Here is a 14,884-nt window from a genome sequence, read left to right on the forward strand (position 1 = left end):
GACAATTCCTTATTGTTCAACCATTTTTGAAATAAAAAGCATGAACCGACGCTAACTAGACGTTCTAGGGTAGCCGGAATAACCAGGATATTTGACGATATAACCTTTTTCCTTCCGCAGTGCGTTGATCAATTCCGGTCCTACATGAAGGTTCTCCCTTATGAGTTGATGAGGAGTTAACGCCATCCATTGATTCAGGGATACATCTTCAAAGCGTCTGCTCTTAAACATTTCCAACACCCACAGACTTCGGTCGCCGGTATTCTGGATATAGTGACCATATGCGAATGGTACATATCCGACGTCGCCGGCACGATAATCGAACGTGCGAGCCGTGCCATTGGGCGCAAAAACAGTCATGCGGCCAGTGCCCGATATATAATACTGCCATTCATCATTGTTTGGATGCCAGTGCATTTCTCGCATCGCACCCGGTTTGATCTCCAGCAATGATGCGGCAATCGTCGTCGAAATCGGAAAATTGGTGGAGTCCACGATCCGTACCGTCCCGCCTGGCGTTACGATCGGCTCCTGGGCGAGCAATCGGTGCGTGAAGCTTTTGGGTACCGTGCCATAAGGATCCTCTACATACTGACTTTCAAGTGGACCGGGAAGGTTTCCTTGGAAAATATATCGCTGTTGTTTGGGAATCTGGGCAAACGTGCTGACGGGCACACCGAAATTTGCCGACAGCACATCTTTCGGCGTATGGGCGAACCAGTCCGAAATCGATAAAGTGTTGAGATCGGAGAAGCTGCCGTCGTCGAAGACGAGCAGAAACTCGCAGCCACCTTCCAACCCTTGTATGGAGTGGGGGATTCCCGGTGGGAAGTACCACAGATCGCCTACGCCAACATCGGCTATGAAATTTCGTCCGTCCTGATCGACTGCCGTAATGCGTGCGCTGCCAACGAGGACAATCGCCCATTCCGCCGACTGATGCCAATGCAGCTCCCGCACACCGCCCGGAGTTAACGCCATATTCACCCCGGCAAGCGTTGTTGCAATCGGGAGCTGTCGTACGGTTACCTCCCGGGACCAGCCGCCATGATTTAACTGCATATAGGTATCGGAAAAGGAAAACTTCAGGTTGGGAAGCGTGCCTGCATCTGTCACAGGCGGAACCAGCATATCCGGATTCTCCAGGTCGCGCATAATGTCACGCGGTCCCAAATCCCACCACCCCGCGCCATCGCTCCGAACGGGTTGCGGTATAGATCCATCCCGGTTGTCTTTGCCCAATAGTACTCACACCCCTTATTCATCAACATCGTTACTTAATAAACGTTATGAATAGCTTTCGGAATTTAGAAATACAACATCCCCCCGCGATGGCCACAATCCACGGCAGGTATGGAGCGGGAAGCCTGGCGGGAATACCCCTTCGCACTTAACACGGCAAGTTCAGAGGGAAGATCGGCAAGCCTGTGATCGGGCTTCTAGCTGGCCATGCTGAAGGTTTCAGTATACTATAGAAGGAACTCGCTCCTCATAAACCCATCTCACGATAGAGAGGATCTTGGCCTGAACAGACAAGGAGGGGACCTTTACATTATGAAAACGGAGATTCAGTATAAAACGCCGAAGACATTGCTGAATAAAGGAACCGGGTTTTTGAATGGATACAGTCATACCTTGAATCCGTATACGGGCTGCAGCTTTGCCTGTTCGTATTGTTATGTGAGGCAAATGCCGGTCTCTTTATTTCGCAAGCAGGAGTGGGGCTCCTGGGTCGATGTGAAGCAAGGAACGGCCGAAATTCTTCGCAAGGAGCTGAGTCGAGCCAAGCAGAAGGGGCCGGTTACCATCTTCATGTCCTCGAGCACCGACCCGTACCAGCCGGCAGATGCGAAGGAGGAAGTGACTCGCATGATGCTTGAGGTGATGGCCGCGGATCCGCCGGATTTTCTATTGGTACAGACTCGCAGCCCGTTGGTTCGGCGGGATATTGATCTGCTGCAGCAATTAGGGGATCGGGTCAGGGTCAGCATGACGGTGGAGACGGACCGGGAGGACATCCGAAAGCACTTTACGCCTTCAGCTCCGCCGATCCAGGCCAGATTGAAGACCCTTGAACAGCTGCGGGATGCCGGGATCCCGACGCAAGCCGCGATTGCTCCCGTGCTGCCGAGCACGGAGAGATTCCCTGAGATCCTGCGCCCGCTTGTCCATCGCGTATGCATCGACGATTATTTCATGGGTGACGGGAGCGCCGGGAAACGCACGAAGAAGCTCCCTGTGAACTGGCTGTATAAAGAGCTTGGGCTTGAGGAATGGTACGATCCTTCCGCTTATCGGGTCGTATACGATCGGTTTCGCGCGGTATTTCCGGAAGATCAGTTGTATGTGAGTCAGAAGGGATTCGAGCCATGAGTGAATCGCAGCAACCTGCACATGTGTGTTAAGCCTTCTAAGGGATGGTTCCTTGGAAGGCTTTTATTATTAGCAGATCGGATTGCGATGCGGCGATTGAAGCGGGTTGTTGTCTTAAGTGGTTAGAGCAATTCAAATCCGTTGAGCATGCTCAGGCTTGTATTTTGTTATTCCAGTGAAGGTATTGGATGTTATAATTACCCAATAGAGTATATATTTAAAAGTCAGAATGCCTGTGACTGTTATAGCCTGCATGGATTTGAAAGCAAGCGAGGTGATTGCGTTGGATGACGTTATGGAGCAATTAGCTTAAAAGGGAGGAACGGGCATGAATAAGAAGCATATAAGAATTATGATCATGGCATCAAGTTGTCTAGTAATACTGGGGTTTGTTTATATGGTTCGATGCCGACGACGAAGTGACCCAAAATACCAAACAGATCATATTGAAAGGATATTATTACGAGAAGAAGCTATAAGCAAGCGCAAGTCCAAAGCGGATCGTTTGGTAACTGGTGAAGCGTAAATAGTACGAAACAAATTTTTTGGATGGAGATACGACATATGAAGATATTTCTTGTAAGACACGGCGCAGATGAAGAGGGCTTTCGAGGGGGATGGAGCAAACGGGGGTTAGTCGAGCAAGGCGTGCTCCAATCGAGGAGACTTGGGGAGTATCTGCATCGTTACCAAGATGAGTATGGGATCCGCACAATGATGAGCAGTGACCTGACACGTGCGGTTGAAACGACTAGGGAGATGGAACGAAGCTTCAACCAGGATGCCATTTACTCGCAGGATTGGAGAGAAATGAATAATGGGTACTTAGCAGGCATGCCAAATCAAGAAGCTGAGAACAGGTACCCTGGTGTTTACTTTAATACGCTGGACATGGATGCTCCTTTTCCGGGAGGGGAAACACCGAAGCATTTTTATAACCGGATCATCAAAGCGTTCGAGAGCTTATGCAGGAAGCTTGAATGTCAAGAAGTGAAGTCGAATGTTCTGCTTGTCACTCATGGCGGTGTCATTAATGTCTTGTATTATCATTTAAACAGGCAGGAATGGACTAACAAAAGTCCGTTCTTTCCAATTGATAACACAAGTATACATACGGTTGAGAAGATCTTGAACGAATGGAAGATTACCGAAAAGAATACGACGAAGCATTTGTAAGGGGCTTTTAGCGAGGTCTATCAACAATAATTCAGAAAAGAGTGATAATGGATGGCCACACATGAACAGATTTATAAAAATCAATCGGATGTCTATGAGTTGATGATTAGCAAACAGCCTGAATTATCTGAGGTGATCAGGGAGATCCGGCCATTTCAAGATTTAGCGGTTCTGGATCTGGGAGCGGGAACCGGCCGATTATCAAGTGTTCTTGCGAAGGACGCGAGTTCGCTAATCTGCACGGACAATTCAGCTTCCATGCTGGAGCTCTTAGATCAAAAATTAATCGAGCAAGGGCTCGAGCGTAATTGGACTACGATTGTTGCAGACTATAGGGAGCTGCCTCTGGACGATACATCGATAGATTTGGCGGTTTCGGGCTGGAGTATCGGCTATTTAGCCAATACGGACAATGACAATTGGGCGGAAAATTTGGAACGGGTTATGTCTGAGCTTCACCGTGTGTTGAAGCCACATGGCACGATCATCATTTTCGAGACGATGGGCACGGGGACGGAAACCCCGAATCCTCCCGGATTTCTGACGAGTTATTATACAGCGCTTGAAGAGGAATACGGCTTCCAGCACAAGTGGATCCGAATGGATTATACCTTTAGCCAGGTTGAAGAAGCGAGACGATGTACCGAGTTTTTCTTTGGCGAAGAGCTGGGGCAGAAGATTCTCGACAATCAGTGGTCAACGGTTCCGGAATGCGCAGGAATTTGGTGGAAGCATCTATAAGGAGAATCCAAGTGAAAAAAAACTCCCCCTGATGAGCAACAGGAGGAAGGCAAAGCAAGTTTTTTATGATGGGAGCTGTTTCATTGACAGGCAAGATTTTTGCTGCGACTGGACTTGTGGTACGTTTAGTCCAATAATCCTAGTTGGTTCTTTATATCCTGCCTTCTCTGGTCAATATATTTCCGAATGGTGTCCGGCTCAGCGTCGAACACCTTCGTGCTCCATTTATGATTCGGATCCTTATAGACGTCAGCTGCAATGGCATCGTGCATTTTGTAAACGAGGGGCAGCTGACGTCTTACGGTAAATACCGATTCAAGGAACCCAGATAATAAAGTCTTATACCTTTCCCGGTGTGAATGAAAGGATAATACTTTCTCCGTCAGTTTATTGTAGCCTTGTATGTTCACAAGGTTTGAATCTACTAATTTCCCATAGCAATTTCTTCCCCAAGTGCCCTCATAATCCCATGGGATCATGCAATAGGTTTTCCTTTTTCCGTGTTCAAACAAGGTATAGTTCTGATCAAAACCATCATAATTCCCCGTTAATACCGCGCCGCATAACCACCGTAAGTAATTTTCGATGTCCAGGTGCTTGCGAAGATATTGCTGCAGATCGGCCCCTTCTTTTTGGTGAATATCCTGAATAAAGCCTGACAGTTTTAGGCGGTCCCGCTCTGAGCCTTTTATAAGATTATAGCCGGAGAAGGGAGATTTGCCCATTGAACGTTTATCTGTAAAATCGGCATTGTCGTTAACCGCATAAATGATGCTCCGAACAGGAATGCCCCTTTTCCGAAAAAATGGGGTCTTCACTGCCTCTATATTTAAATATACCCCAAGATTTTCATTGTTCAGCGTAAGCACGCAGTGACGGGTGGAAGGGCTTGGCACGCGAATGGAATTGAAGAAATGAAAGGAAAGCGCATTTCGAATCAAGGAAGGGTCATCATATTCAGCATTAAAGTGGTAGGTATATTTTGAGGTTCTAATTTCATAGGATTTTTTCGGGTATTCTCGGGTATGCCCTCCCCGGTAGCGAATGCGTACCGGTATTTTTTTACGGCCGACAACTAGCTGTCCCGGTACGAAACGATTGGACCAGATATTGCTGTTTAACTGTTCATAATCCTTGTCTTTGATCACGACTCGATACACAGGCAAAGGCATGAAGCTACCTCCTTCAAACTGATAGACTATCGTTTGAATTTGTCTGCTTGATTATATTAAACCAGTTCCTTTCTATTACATGAAACATATAAGTATATTACCGACAGACCTGATGGACAGTTGAGGGGTATCGACAGCTTTCGTGATCATGCCCGAGATCTTACCATTCTTGATCTGTCGAAATATATAAATCCTTGAAAGGAGCATGGACATGGCTTACAACAGGTTTGGTTTCGGGAACTTGGTAGGAAGAAACGTAAAGATCAATCGCGGTGGACCGGATTCAATCGAAGGTCTTCTGCTGGATGCCCAATCCGACTACTTGGTTGCAGTTGCTGACGGCGGTTTCGTTTATGTTAAAGACGAGCATGTCAAAAGCATCACGGATACGGGTAAATCTGGTGGAGAAAGAGAGAGCATTGTCAATCCGATCAGGGCCTATGACTTCGTTGGTGTTATGCAGGCCCTTCGTTATCGCTATGTGAAAGTAAACCGCGGCGGACCGGAAAAAATCGAGGGTATCATCGTCGATGTGAACCAGAATTATTTGATCTTAACGGTGAAAGGGCAAGAGGTCGTTCACGTTCCGGTAAGTCATATTAAATCGATTACCGTAATCCGCGGCGGGAATAGTAACCAATCCGGCGGTAATCAGAATCAAAACAGCAGCTCCAAAGGTAATCAATCTCAAGGCAATCAAGCGCAAGGTAACCAATCGGGAGGCAACCGTTCAGGCGGTAACCAAGCGCAAGGTAACCAGTCGGGAGGCAACCGTTCGGGTGGTAACCAGACACGCGGCAACCGCACGGGCGGTAACCAAACCGCAGGCAACCGGACAGGCGGCAATCAATCCAGAGGTAACCGTACCGGGGGCAACCAAACGGCAGGGGACTGGATGAATTGGACTGGCGGCAATCAATCCAAGCACCGCTCAGGCAAACGTAATCGCAGTGGCAATCGTTCGAATAACCGATCCGGTAAGCGCAATCGCAGTGGCAAGCAAAGAAGCGGAGGCGAATAATAATCCGCAGGACAGGGGCATAGCCTAACCAGCCATCTTCGACTCACCCATGAGTGAAACAAACAAGCATTCCCCCGATTGAGCACTTCTGAATGAGCATTGGCTGCACAGTCATCCAATGCTCCATTCAGGGGGTTTTTAAATATCCCGCTTAAAAAGTTGTGCAATCTGCACGTTAAAGTTCGATACCAACAATATATGCAGGCGCATGGTGTTGGTGATTCCGAAAGCTTTGCATGAATGCATGCCGGAAAGCTGTAAGATTAGGATTTTTAGAAGAGGAGGGAAGAGATGGAATCACTGCGTTCACTGATCGGCAAACGTGTTGAACTGGAGCTTTCGGGTTGTAAGCCATTGCTTCATGGCGAATTCATTGATATGGGAAGCGATGTTCTCGTTTTATATTCCAAGTCGAAATATATTTATACGCCGATCCATCATTTGCAGCATTTAAGGCTATATGAAGAGCTGGATAATCCCCCAATGGACAGCGGTCCCGATTCGAAATTAGACCTCGCCAATATTTCCTATCGCAAAATATTGATGAATTCCAGGGGCGTCTTTACTGAGATCTACCTGGGAGGTTCTCAATCATTGCATGGTTATGTGACAAGTATTATGAATGACTATTTTGTATATCACTCGCCGATGCATCAGACGGTTTATATTCCAGTTAACCACGTCAAATATTTGATACCCTATCCTCCAAACACAACACCTTATAGCCTTGATCAAAAACATTTCCCCGTTCAGCCATCTGTTGTTGCTTTATCCAGAACGATGGACCAGCTGTTGAAAAAACTTGAGGGTCAGCTCGTGGTGTTTGATCTTGGAGAACATCCTTACAAAAAAGGGTTACTGAAATCGGTCGATGACAAGATCGTTCAATTGGTGCTTGCCGGCGGAAATGATAATTTTCTGCATTTGGATCATATTAAATCCATCCAGCTGCCGTAGATCCGTCAAAAACCATAAGAAAGTCGCAGTCTTCCCACTGACAGTTTGTCTGGCAGTGGGGCTGCTATTTGCCGGCTTAGAGGATGAAACGATTTCGGGGATTATTCAACAGAAGGGTCTTCTTGGGAAGGGGCAGGGTATTTTATCATCCGGTCAAGTAATAGCCCATCCGTCCGCTTGTTCTCCCCAGTCACAAAATCCTTCATATAGTAGGATACATAGTCACCGTATTGACTTTCGGTTTGGAGAAGCAGCTCGTCAACGAAATAAACACCGTTTGGAATTTCGTCTTTCAGGAGTGTACATAATGCGCCATATATGCCGCAAGCAACCTGAAAATAAGTGGCATTGATCTGGAAGACAGGGTAGATGGTGTCGGTACTCAGAACATTATACATATACCTCTCTTTATCTGGATATACCAGCAAGACTCCGACCAAATCTTCTCCTCCGACTTCGCCATTCGATGGATCCAAAATTTGATGATCCCATTCCCAAATAACGTCGAGATCTTCAAGCTGGGAACGGATTAAATCGATCGTATAATCGCTGACACGGTAGATAAAACCAGTCTCCATATCAAATTTTTCTCCAAGGGACAATACTTCTTCATGAGGCATTAATGAACCATTGAATTGCTTGTTCCCTAAGGTCACCTTGAACTCCAACTCATACACCGGAAGATGCATCGTAAATGGGAACTGATGCTTCATAAACATCGGATAATTGAGAATCGCTTCGTCCAAAAAGCATTCGGGAGACCAGGTGGAGTAAATCGTGCGTTCTTTTATTAGGGCGGGGTCTTTATACAGCGAGCTGTCATGCTCTACAATGTAACAGGCGATCGGTTGCTTGTCTGGCAGTTCCTTCATTAACTTGATAGCCATCCACTGGACGACTCCTGGATTCATACCCGAACCGATAATTGCAGTGGTCTGCGGCGATGATTGCCGGGCTTCCTGGAAGATCCGGTAACGTTCTAACAGCGAGTATGGGGCAAGGCTTTCATTCTCATCCACCAGGGGATTCTCAAGCGCGGTATTGATATAATGCACACCGGTTTCTTCGCAGCATTTTAGCATTTCAACCGTATCTGCCCACGAGACATCGATGACATGCGTGGTGCCGGTCTGTCGCAGATGCTGGCGAAACGACTCCAACTGGTTCAAATCGAATTGGTGCAATGCAGCATTCTTAAGCAAGCTTGGCATGAAAGCGCGATAGTAATCCGGATGTTTCTGTTTCAGGTCGATCAAATGAAGCGTGCTGTGCTTCATAATGGAATGAATGGGGTCATGGATATCTTCAGCGCTTTTATTTAATATCGAGAGGATTGCTTTAGCGACGCCGCCGGAGCTGCCAAGGATGCTGATGACGATCGGTGATTGTTTCAAATCTACCAACTCCTTTCTAGTAATATGATTATTCATAGAGTCGGGAAAAGGTCTGTGCTAAAACACCTTCAACATGCTTTTATTTGAAATCATGATGGATGTACGTACGATGCGAAGCATGCCGAACAAAAAAAGAGAGTCATGAATGCCGTGGTGATGATTCATTAATCGAATAATGAACCTATGCTCCACAAGAATTTCATGCTCTCTATGAAATGTTGTTCCTGTATTCAGTATCGTCAGTATACCCATTGAACCCAGAAGGCAAGGATTACAAGCGTAAATAAAAGGGTGGGCGGGATGGTCAATATCGTGATCTTGATATATTCCTTCCATTTGATCTTGACATGATGTTGTTTAAGAATGTGAAGCCATATTAACGAAGCAAGCGTACCCATCGGCAAAAGCAATGCTCCAATATCACTTCCGATTACACTGGCCAGGTATGAAATTTTGAGGGTTAAAGGATCCAGGTTCATATTGGTTAGTGTGATGGTACCAACCATCAGCGCGGGGTGATTATTGAATAGAATCGATAGTAAAGAGAGCAGGCCGCCCATTAATAAGCTTGCATTTAAGAGGTCTGTGGAAACGATCGGCTCAAAGAATTGGATGAGAAATTCCGTTAAACCGATATTATGCAGCCCATAGATGAGCACGTACATCGCGAATGCAAATATGAGAATGTGCCAGGGCGTTTTCTTCAATAAGTCAGTCGGTTTTATTTTCAATACGGCCCATCGCCAGGACAATAGAATGACTGAGCCGAGGATCGCTACAATTTCGATTGGAATCCCTAAATAGGAGGCGACAAATAGCGCTACTCGAACCGTAAATACAAACAAGAGAACATTACGCATGACCTTATTGCGTTTGTGGATATCTGCAGGTGAAATCAGCGTCCTGCCGAGAGGGTGCATGCCGCCGCCTGCGTGCCTTCTTACATAAAGCTTGCGGGGCAGCTGTTTTCGAAAACAAAGGTATAACAGGAACACAAATAATAAAAGCCCGAGGGTAGCGGGAACAAACATCATGATGGAATGCATGTACAGATCCATATCCACGATTTCCAGTGCTATTAAATTCACGATATTGCTGACGCCAATCGGTGCGCTTGATGCAGTCGCTATGAGCGCGCCTGAGAGGAGGTAGGGAATTTTTTCATGGTTCTTTAATCCATATTGCTTCAGCAGGATGAGTAGAATAGGGGTCGTAATCAGAATGCTTCCATCGTTGTTAAAAAACAAGGTCATCAGAAAACATAATAGATTGACATACCAGAACAACCGGGTACCCGACCCTCTTGCTCTGGCTGCCAAGGATTCAGCCGCCCAGTTAAAAAAGCCGAAACTCTCTAATATGATGGCCATTACGATGGTTGCAATGATCGTTATAGCAGCACTGCTTATCGTAGAGCCGATGGTGAGGAGGTCCGGCAATGATACGCTCCCGCTAAGCACCACGATTGCGGCCCCTGCGGATGCCGGGATGGCTTCATTTAATCCATTTGGACGCCATATGATAAGGACCATTGCGACAATAAAGGCTGCGATTGTTAGTGTGACTACTGCCGGACTGAGCATGGGATATCTCACTCCCTTCTTTCATTAATAGCAAGGGTTCTTACGAATCCTCTTTTTCGGGAATCACGACACTAATAAAAGCAACTTGTTCTTTTGCCGCTTCACTCTTCGTTGACTCCACGGGAACCTGTTTAGGTGGCGTTAGCAGAGCATACAGTCCCCATCCAGCCAGCAATATAAAGATGAGCACGATCATAAATGTCACTCCTTCTTGGGTTAATTTTTTTTGCGAAGTTACCTACCAATCATAATTAGTAGATAGATATACTCTATTTATATGTATCAAGGACTGGCACTGCTCTAATGGATTTGCCTTGTTATTGCGATATTCCGCGATTGGATTTCATATCGGAGGCACACATTTTGGCGGGGAAAAGATAAACGAAACAAGCCCGACTGCTCGTTTGTGAGCAACCGGGCTTGTTGATTCTCTTAATGGTGTTCCATGATCAATATATCGACAAAGTTTTGTGCAATTTTGGACAAGGAATGATTCTTTAGCCAGATGAGTCCGACCGGAGCTGACATCTCGGCTGATCCGGAAATTTTGTGAGCGTGGATCGGGTATCCTTTATGCCGTTTGAGCACCGTTTCCGGAACGATCGACCCGCAAAAGCCGGAGGAAACCAAATCCAACAACAGCGATATGTCAGAGCATTCGCCTGTAACATGGGGGTGAAGGTGGAAGCGGGAAAATGCCTCCAATATCAAATAATGCACGCCTAATCCCTGGGTGCTTGGCAGAATTAGCGGCTGGTTTTGAATGTCCTGCAGCGACACGTCACGTTGGAACAGCCTCTGCTTGTCCGACGAAATGAAATAAAAGGGCTCGGTATAAAGGTGAAGCACCTCGAAATCGTCCAATTCCAGCGGCAGGCGAATGATCGCCAGCTCGACCTCCCGATCCCTCACTAATTTGCACAGATGGGCAGACTCGTTCTGCTGAATTTTATAGGTTACCTTGGGGAATTGCCGTTGGAACTGATGAAGAACATGCGGAAGCTCGCCAAACGAGAACGTATTCACGCCGAGGGATAATCTTCCGTTCACCCCTTTTCCTACTTCCCGAACCTCCATTTTCGCCTCTTCCATTAACTGATTCATCTGCAAAGCATATTTATATAACGCTTTTCCCGCCTCGGTAACCTCTAAATGCTTCCCGCTGCGCTCCACTAATGTGGAACCGAGCTCCTCCTCCATGGCTTTCAATTGTTGACTTAGAGGGGGTTGGGAAAGATGAAGCCTTTTGGCGGCAGCAGAGATTTTCCCTTCCTCCACAATCGCGATAAAATATCGCAGTTGTCTGATATCCATCTTTGAAAGCACTCCTTTTCATATATGAAAAACCTAAGCAAATACGGACTTTGGCTATGTTTTTGATCTGGTTATTCCCATGGTAGCATATTGGTGCGGATTCTCGTAAGACAATGCATATGTAAAACCTAAGCTCATCATATTTTTTATATATTTTTCGTTTGGATTCATTCATGTTAGCATTACGGGGTAGAAGGAAGAGGCGGCTGGACGGTTGGCCTCAACCCGGTTAGGTCATACGCTGTCAAAGGGCTGCCGCTTAAGTTAATTTAATGTTTCAATAAGGAGGATTCCATCGATGATAAATGAAATCGATCTGAAGCATCTAAAGCGCTGTGTTGAACTCGCTAGGGCGGCACTTGAGGCCGGCGACGAACCATTCGGTTCCGTGCTTGTATCTGCAGACGGAACCGTGCTTGCCGAAGACCATAACCATGTTGCGGGCGGGGATCATACACAACACCCGGAATTTGCATTAGCGCGGTGGGCGGCAAATCACATGACGCCCGAGGCAAGAGCGAAGGCGACCGTATATACATCGGGCGAACATTGCCCGATGTGCGCAGCGGCGCACGGCTGGGTGGGACTGGGCCGGATTGTATACGCAAGCTCCTCCAAACAACTGGCGGAGTGGCTTAAGGAAATGGGAGTCGCGCCATCCCGTGTACGGAATCTTCCGATTCAAGAAGTCATTCGCGATACAATCATAGACGGTCCGGTCCCCGAGCTGGCCCAGGAGGTTCGGGAGCTCCATCTTCAGTTCCATTCCAGGCAAAAGTAGGTCCGTTATGCGATGTTCATGATTCTCGGTTCAAGATTGCCGATGTCCATTCTATTGAAGCCTCCTCGGCCACTTCGAAGGTGAAGCAGGAGGCTTCTCGTTTCTCCACAGAGCACCAAGCGGTATGCCTACGGCTTCCATCGGCTATCCGTGCATTGCCATTCGAAGCGAGGTGAGCATATGTCCATTCGGATCAAATTGTTGCTGTCCTATACGGGCATGCTTGTTGTCAGTCTGCTCGTGTTTGCCTTGACCGCCAGTTTGTTCACAATCGCGGCGACGGGGGATATTCACAGCTTCCGGGATTTCTATAAAGTCCATTACAAGCTCAACCCGCTGACAGAGGAGGAGGAATCCATCTTCCTGGAATTGAAATACCTTGCCAAAAATGAACCGGATGACCTGATGAATCAGGAGCTGCTGCAGGCTTACGATTTCAAGCTGAAAACGGTGCAGGCCGGACTCTACGTGCGCCGGGAGAGCAACCAAGTGTTCGAATCGCATACGTTCAACCAGCCCGAATTGGAGGGGCACCTGCCTCCTTATGAGTTGAACAACCATCACATCCGCGGAACATTCAACATCGGCGAACGGTTTTACGCATATGCCAAATTCGATTTTCGGTATTCGGATGGAGAGAAAGGGAGCGTTTACGTTATTCACGAACGCAGTCCTTTCGGCGAAGTGACGCGAAAGCTGCTGCCGATGATCGTGGTGCTGCTTATCGGCATCATTGTCATCGCGAACATGCTGTTATATCGGTGGATTACCCGAAGTGTGGTCAAACCACTAAACCTGCTTCGTGACTCGACCGAGCATATAATGGAAGGGAATCTGCAATTTTCGCTCGATCTGCGCTCCAAGGACGAAATCGGTCAACTGAACGAGGCGTTCGAGAATATGCGCAAGCGGCTGTATGAATCGGTGCAGCTCCGTCTGCGGGACGAAGAGAACCGGAAAGAGCTGATTTCCAATATCTCCCATGATTTGCGTACTCCCATTACGAACATCAAAGGATATGTCGAAGGGATTCGCGACGGGGTTGCCGATACCCCCGAGAAGATGGACAAGTACGTTAACATTATCTATTCCAAAACCATGGATCTGGACAAACTGGTGGACGAGCTGTTCTTGTACTCCAAGCTGGACTTAAAGCAGATTCCGTTCTTGTTCGAGAAGGTGAGCATCATGAGCTTTCTGGACGACTGCATGGATGAGCTGCATTACGAATTGGAAGAGAAGGGGATCTTGCTGAAGTGGGGCGAGCGTCCGGGCAAGGGCATTGAGGTTGTCGCCGATTTGGAAAAATTAAAACGAACCGTGCTTAATATCATTGGAAACGCCCAGAACTTCATGAACAAAGAAGACAAGCTCATTGTTATTTCGGTGCAAGCATCGTCCGAATGGGTCACTGTCGAAATACAGGACAACGGGATTGGAATCTCTTCCGAGGACATTCCGCATATATTTGAACGCTTTTACCGCGCCGAACGGTCGCGCAATTCCTCGACAGGCGGCAGCGGTCTCGGGCTGGCCATCGCGCGCCAGATTATCGAGGGCCACGGGGGTACAATATGGGTGAGCAGCGAGCTTGGCGTCGGCACGAGCTTTTATTTCACGTTGAAGAGAACGATGGACCAAGGAGGGACACGAACAGATGACAACCCGGATTCTGATTATCGAGGATGAGGTTACGATCGCGCAGCTGGAGCGGGACTATTTCGAGCTGAACGGGTATCTCGTTGATTTATGCCACACCGGCAATGAAGGGCTCAGGCTTGCCCTGGACAACGATTACAATCTCGTCATCGTCGATCTGCAGCTTCCCGGGATCAGCGGATATGATGTATGCAGACAAATCAGGCAGGCGAAGGAAGTGCCCATCTTAATCGTTTCCGCCAAAAAAGAAGAAATCGATAAAATCCGTGCCTTTCATCTCGGTGCCGACGATTATATTACCAAGCCGTTCAGCCCCGGGGAGCTCGTTGCGCGAGCCAAGGCGCACCTGACCCGATATGTCCGGCTGACGGGTAAGCAGGGGACGGTTCCCCAATCCGAAATCCGTCTTCGTGGCTTAGTGATTGACAAAGCAGCCCGCCGGGTCCATGTCCGTAACCAGGAAGTAATATTTACGACCCGCGAGTTCAGTTTGCTGGAATTTTTGGCAAGCCATCCGAATCGCGTCTTTAGCAAAAATGAATTGTTTGAACGGTTATGGGGCATGGAGTCGAACGGGGATATCGCAACCGTGACGGTTCACGTCCGCAGATTGCGTGAGAAGATTGAGGTGGATCCTTCGAATCCCCAATATATCGAAACCGTGTGGGGAGCGGGCTATCGCTTTTCTGTATAGCGAGTTTAGAAATTGTTAA

General features: G+C 47.5%; 14 protein-coding genes. 8 read left to right on the top strand and 6 right to left on the bottom strand.

Annotation, left to right across the window (positions count from 1 at the left end; all coding sequences use genetic code 11):
• Window positions 1–51: 51 nt before the first annotated feature.
• Window positions 52–1,242, bottom strand: coding sequence for an oxalate decarboxylase family bicupin (locus BBD41_RS26930; protein ID WP_099479687.1), 1,191 nt, complete (start codon window positions 1,240–1,242; stop codon window positions 52–54).
• A gap of 312 nt (window positions 1,243–1,554) precedes the next feature.
• Here BBD41_RS26930 and BBD41_RS26935 point away from each other — a divergent pair, with 312 nt between their 5' ends.
• The 3 genes from BBD41_RS26935 (at window position 1,555) to BBD41_RS26945 (ending at window position 4,290) form a co-directional block, all read left to right on the top strand.
• The gene (locus BBD41_RS26935) at window positions 1,555–2,373 is read left to right on the top strand and encodes an SPL family radical SAM protein (protein ID WP_099479689.1); all 819 of its coding nucleotides are present in this window, start codon (window positions 1,555–1,557) and stop codon (window positions 2,371–2,373) included.
• 564 nt (window positions 2,374–2,937) lie between these two features.
• Entirely contained in the window at window positions 2,938–3,549 is a 612-nt protein-coding gene (locus BBD41_RS26940) for a histidine phosphatase family protein (RefSeq protein WP_099479691.1), read from the top strand.
• Between the two features lie 51 nt (window positions 3,550–3,600).
• On the top strand, window positions 3,601–4,290 hold the full coding sequence (locus BBD41_RS26945; RefSeq protein WP_099479693.1) for a class I SAM-dependent methyltransferase: 690 nt from the start codon (window positions 3,601–3,603) through the stop codon (window positions 4,288–4,290).
• A 125-nt stretch (window positions 4,291–4,415) separates the two neighbouring features.
• On the opposite strand, the gene BBD41_RS26950 is transcribed toward BBD41_RS26945, so the two are convergent.
• Window positions 4,416–5,462, bottom strand: coding sequence for a CotH kinase family protein (locus tag BBD41_RS26950; protein ID WP_099479695.1), 1,047 nt, complete (start codon window positions 5,460–5,462; stop codon window positions 4,416–4,418).
• A gap of 211 nt (window positions 5,463–5,673) precedes the next feature.
• Here BBD41_RS26950 and BBD41_RS26955 point away from each other — a divergent pair, with 211 nt between their 5' ends.
• Together BBD41_RS26955 and BBD41_RS26960 are read left to right on the top strand one after the other, a co-directional pair.
• Window positions 5,674–6,483 carry a hypothetical protein gene (locus BBD41_RS26955; protein ID WP_077566764.1) on the top strand — a complete coding sequence of 270 codons (810 nt, stop codon included), beginning with the start codon at window positions 5,674–5,676 and terminating at the stop codon, window positions 6,481–6,483.
• A 291-nt stretch (window positions 6,484–6,774) separates the two neighbouring features.
• Window positions 6,775–7,440, top strand: a complete 666-nt coding sequence (locus BBD41_RS26960) for a DUF2642 domain-containing protein (RefSeq protein WP_077566763.1) — start codon at window positions 6,775–6,777, stop codon at window positions 7,438–7,440.
• Window positions 7,441–7,541: 101 nt separating this feature from the next.
• On the opposite strand, the gene BBD41_RS26965 is transcribed toward BBD41_RS26960, so the two are convergent.
• The 4 genes from BBD41_RS26965 to BBD41_RS26975 form a co-directional block, all read right to left on the bottom strand.
• Complete coding sequence (locus BBD41_RS26965; protein WP_077566762.1) at window positions 7,542–8,834, bottom strand: saccharopine dehydrogenase NADP-binding domain-containing protein; 1,293 nt, start codon at window positions 8,832–8,834, stop codon at window positions 7,542–7,544.
• Between the two features lie 239 nt (window positions 8,835–9,073).
• The gene (locus tag BBD41_RS26970) at window positions 9,074–10,417 is read right to left on the bottom strand and encodes an arsenic transporter (protein ID WP_077566761.1); all 1,344 of its coding nucleotides are present in this window, start codon (window positions 10,415–10,417) and stop codon (window positions 9,074–9,076) included.
• Between the two features lie 40 nt (window positions 10,418–10,457).
• Window positions 10,458–10,613 carry a hypothetical protein gene (locus BBD41_RS29870; protein WP_157929341.1) on the bottom strand — a complete coding sequence of 52 codons (156 nt, stop codon included), beginning with the start codon at window positions 10,611–10,613 and terminating at the stop codon, window positions 10,458–10,460.
• Window positions 10,614–10,849: 236 nt separating this feature from the next.
• Window positions 10,850–11,731, bottom strand: a complete 882-nt coding sequence (locus tag BBD41_RS26975; protein ID WP_099479697.1) for a LysR family transcriptional regulator — start codon at window positions 11,729–11,731, stop codon at window positions 10,850–10,852.
• Window positions 11,732–12,029: 298 nt separating this feature from the next.
• On the opposite strand from BBD41_RS26975, the gene BBD41_RS26980 reads away from it, so the two are divergent.
• From BBD41_RS26980 to BBD41_RS26990, 3 genes are all read left to right on the top strand, one after another.
• Window positions 12,030–12,512, top strand: coding sequence for a nucleoside deaminase (locus BBD41_RS26980; protein WP_077566759.1), 483 nt, complete (start codon window positions 12,030–12,032; stop codon window positions 12,510–12,512).
• Between the two features lie 180 nt (window positions 12,513–12,692).
• The gene (locus BBD41_RS26985) at window positions 12,693–14,201 is read left to right on the top strand and encodes a sensor histidine kinase (RefSeq protein ID WP_099479699.1); all 1,509 of its coding nucleotides are present in this window, start codon (window positions 12,693–12,695) and stop codon (window positions 14,199–14,201) included.
• Window positions 14,170–14,865, top strand: coding sequence for a response regulator transcription factor (locus BBD41_RS26990; RefSeq protein WP_099479701.1), 696 nt, complete (start codon window positions 14,170–14,172; stop codon window positions 14,863–14,865). The genes BBD41_RS26985 and BBD41_RS26990 overlap by 32 nt, the downstream gene beginning before the upstream one ends.
• The last annotated feature ends 19 nt before the right edge of the window (window positions 14,866–14,884 follow it).

Source organism: Paenibacillus ihbetae (assembly GCF_002741055.1).
In the GTDB taxonomy this organism is placed as follows: domain Bacteria; phylum Bacillota; class Bacilli; order Paenibacillales; family Paenibacillaceae; genus Paenibacillus_AQ; species Paenibacillus_AQ ihbetae.

Excerpts from the sequence above, each read along its gene's own strand:
- BBD41_RS26955 (WP_077566764.1), top strand. The coding sequence starts at position 5,674 with ATGGCTTACAACAGGTTTGGTTTCGGGAACTTGGTAGGAAGAAACGTA.
- BBD41_RS26975 (WP_099479697.1), bottom strand. The coding sequence starts at position 11,731 with ATGGATATCAGACAACTGCGATATTTTATCGCGATTGTGGAGGAAGGG.
- BBD41_RS26960 (WP_077566763.1), top strand. The coding sequence starts at position 6,775 with ATGGAATCACTGCGTTCACTGATCGGCAAACGTGTTGAACTGGAGCTT.
- BBD41_RS26990 (WP_099479701.1), top strand. The coding sequence starts at position 14,170 with ATGACAACCCGGATTCTGATTATCGAGGATGAGGTTACGATCGCGCAG.
- BBD41_RS26985 (WP_099479699.1), top strand. The coding sequence starts at position 12,693 with ATGTCCATTCGGATCAAATTGTTGCTGTCCTATACGGGCATGCTTGTT.
- BBD41_RS29870 (WP_157929341.1), bottom strand. The coding sequence starts at position 10,613 with ATGATCGTGCTCATCTTTATATTGCTGGCTGGATGGGGACTGTATGCT.
- BBD41_RS26950 (WP_099479695.1), bottom strand. The coding sequence starts at position 5,462 with ATGCCTTTGCCTGTGTATCGAGTCGTGATCAAAGACAAGGATTATGAA.
- BBD41_RS26935 (WP_099479689.1), top strand. The coding sequence starts at position 1,555 with ATGAAAACGGAGATTCAGTATAAAACGCCGAAGACATTGCTGAATAAA.
- BBD41_RS26980 (WP_077566759.1), top strand. The coding sequence starts at position 12,030 with ATGATAAATGAAATCGATCTGAAGCATCTAAAGCGCTGTGTTGAACTC.
- BBD41_RS26945 (WP_099479693.1), top strand. The coding sequence starts at position 3,601 with ATGGCCACACATGAACAGATTTATAAAAATCAATCGGATGTCTATGAG.
- BBD41_RS26940 (WP_099479691.1), top strand. The coding sequence starts at position 2,938 with ATGAAGATATTTCTTGTAAGACACGGCGCAGATGAAGAGGGCTTTCGA.
- BBD41_RS26970 (WP_077566761.1), bottom strand. The coding sequence starts at position 10,417 with ATGCTCAGTCCGGCAGTAGTCACACTAACAATCGCAGCCTTTATTGTC.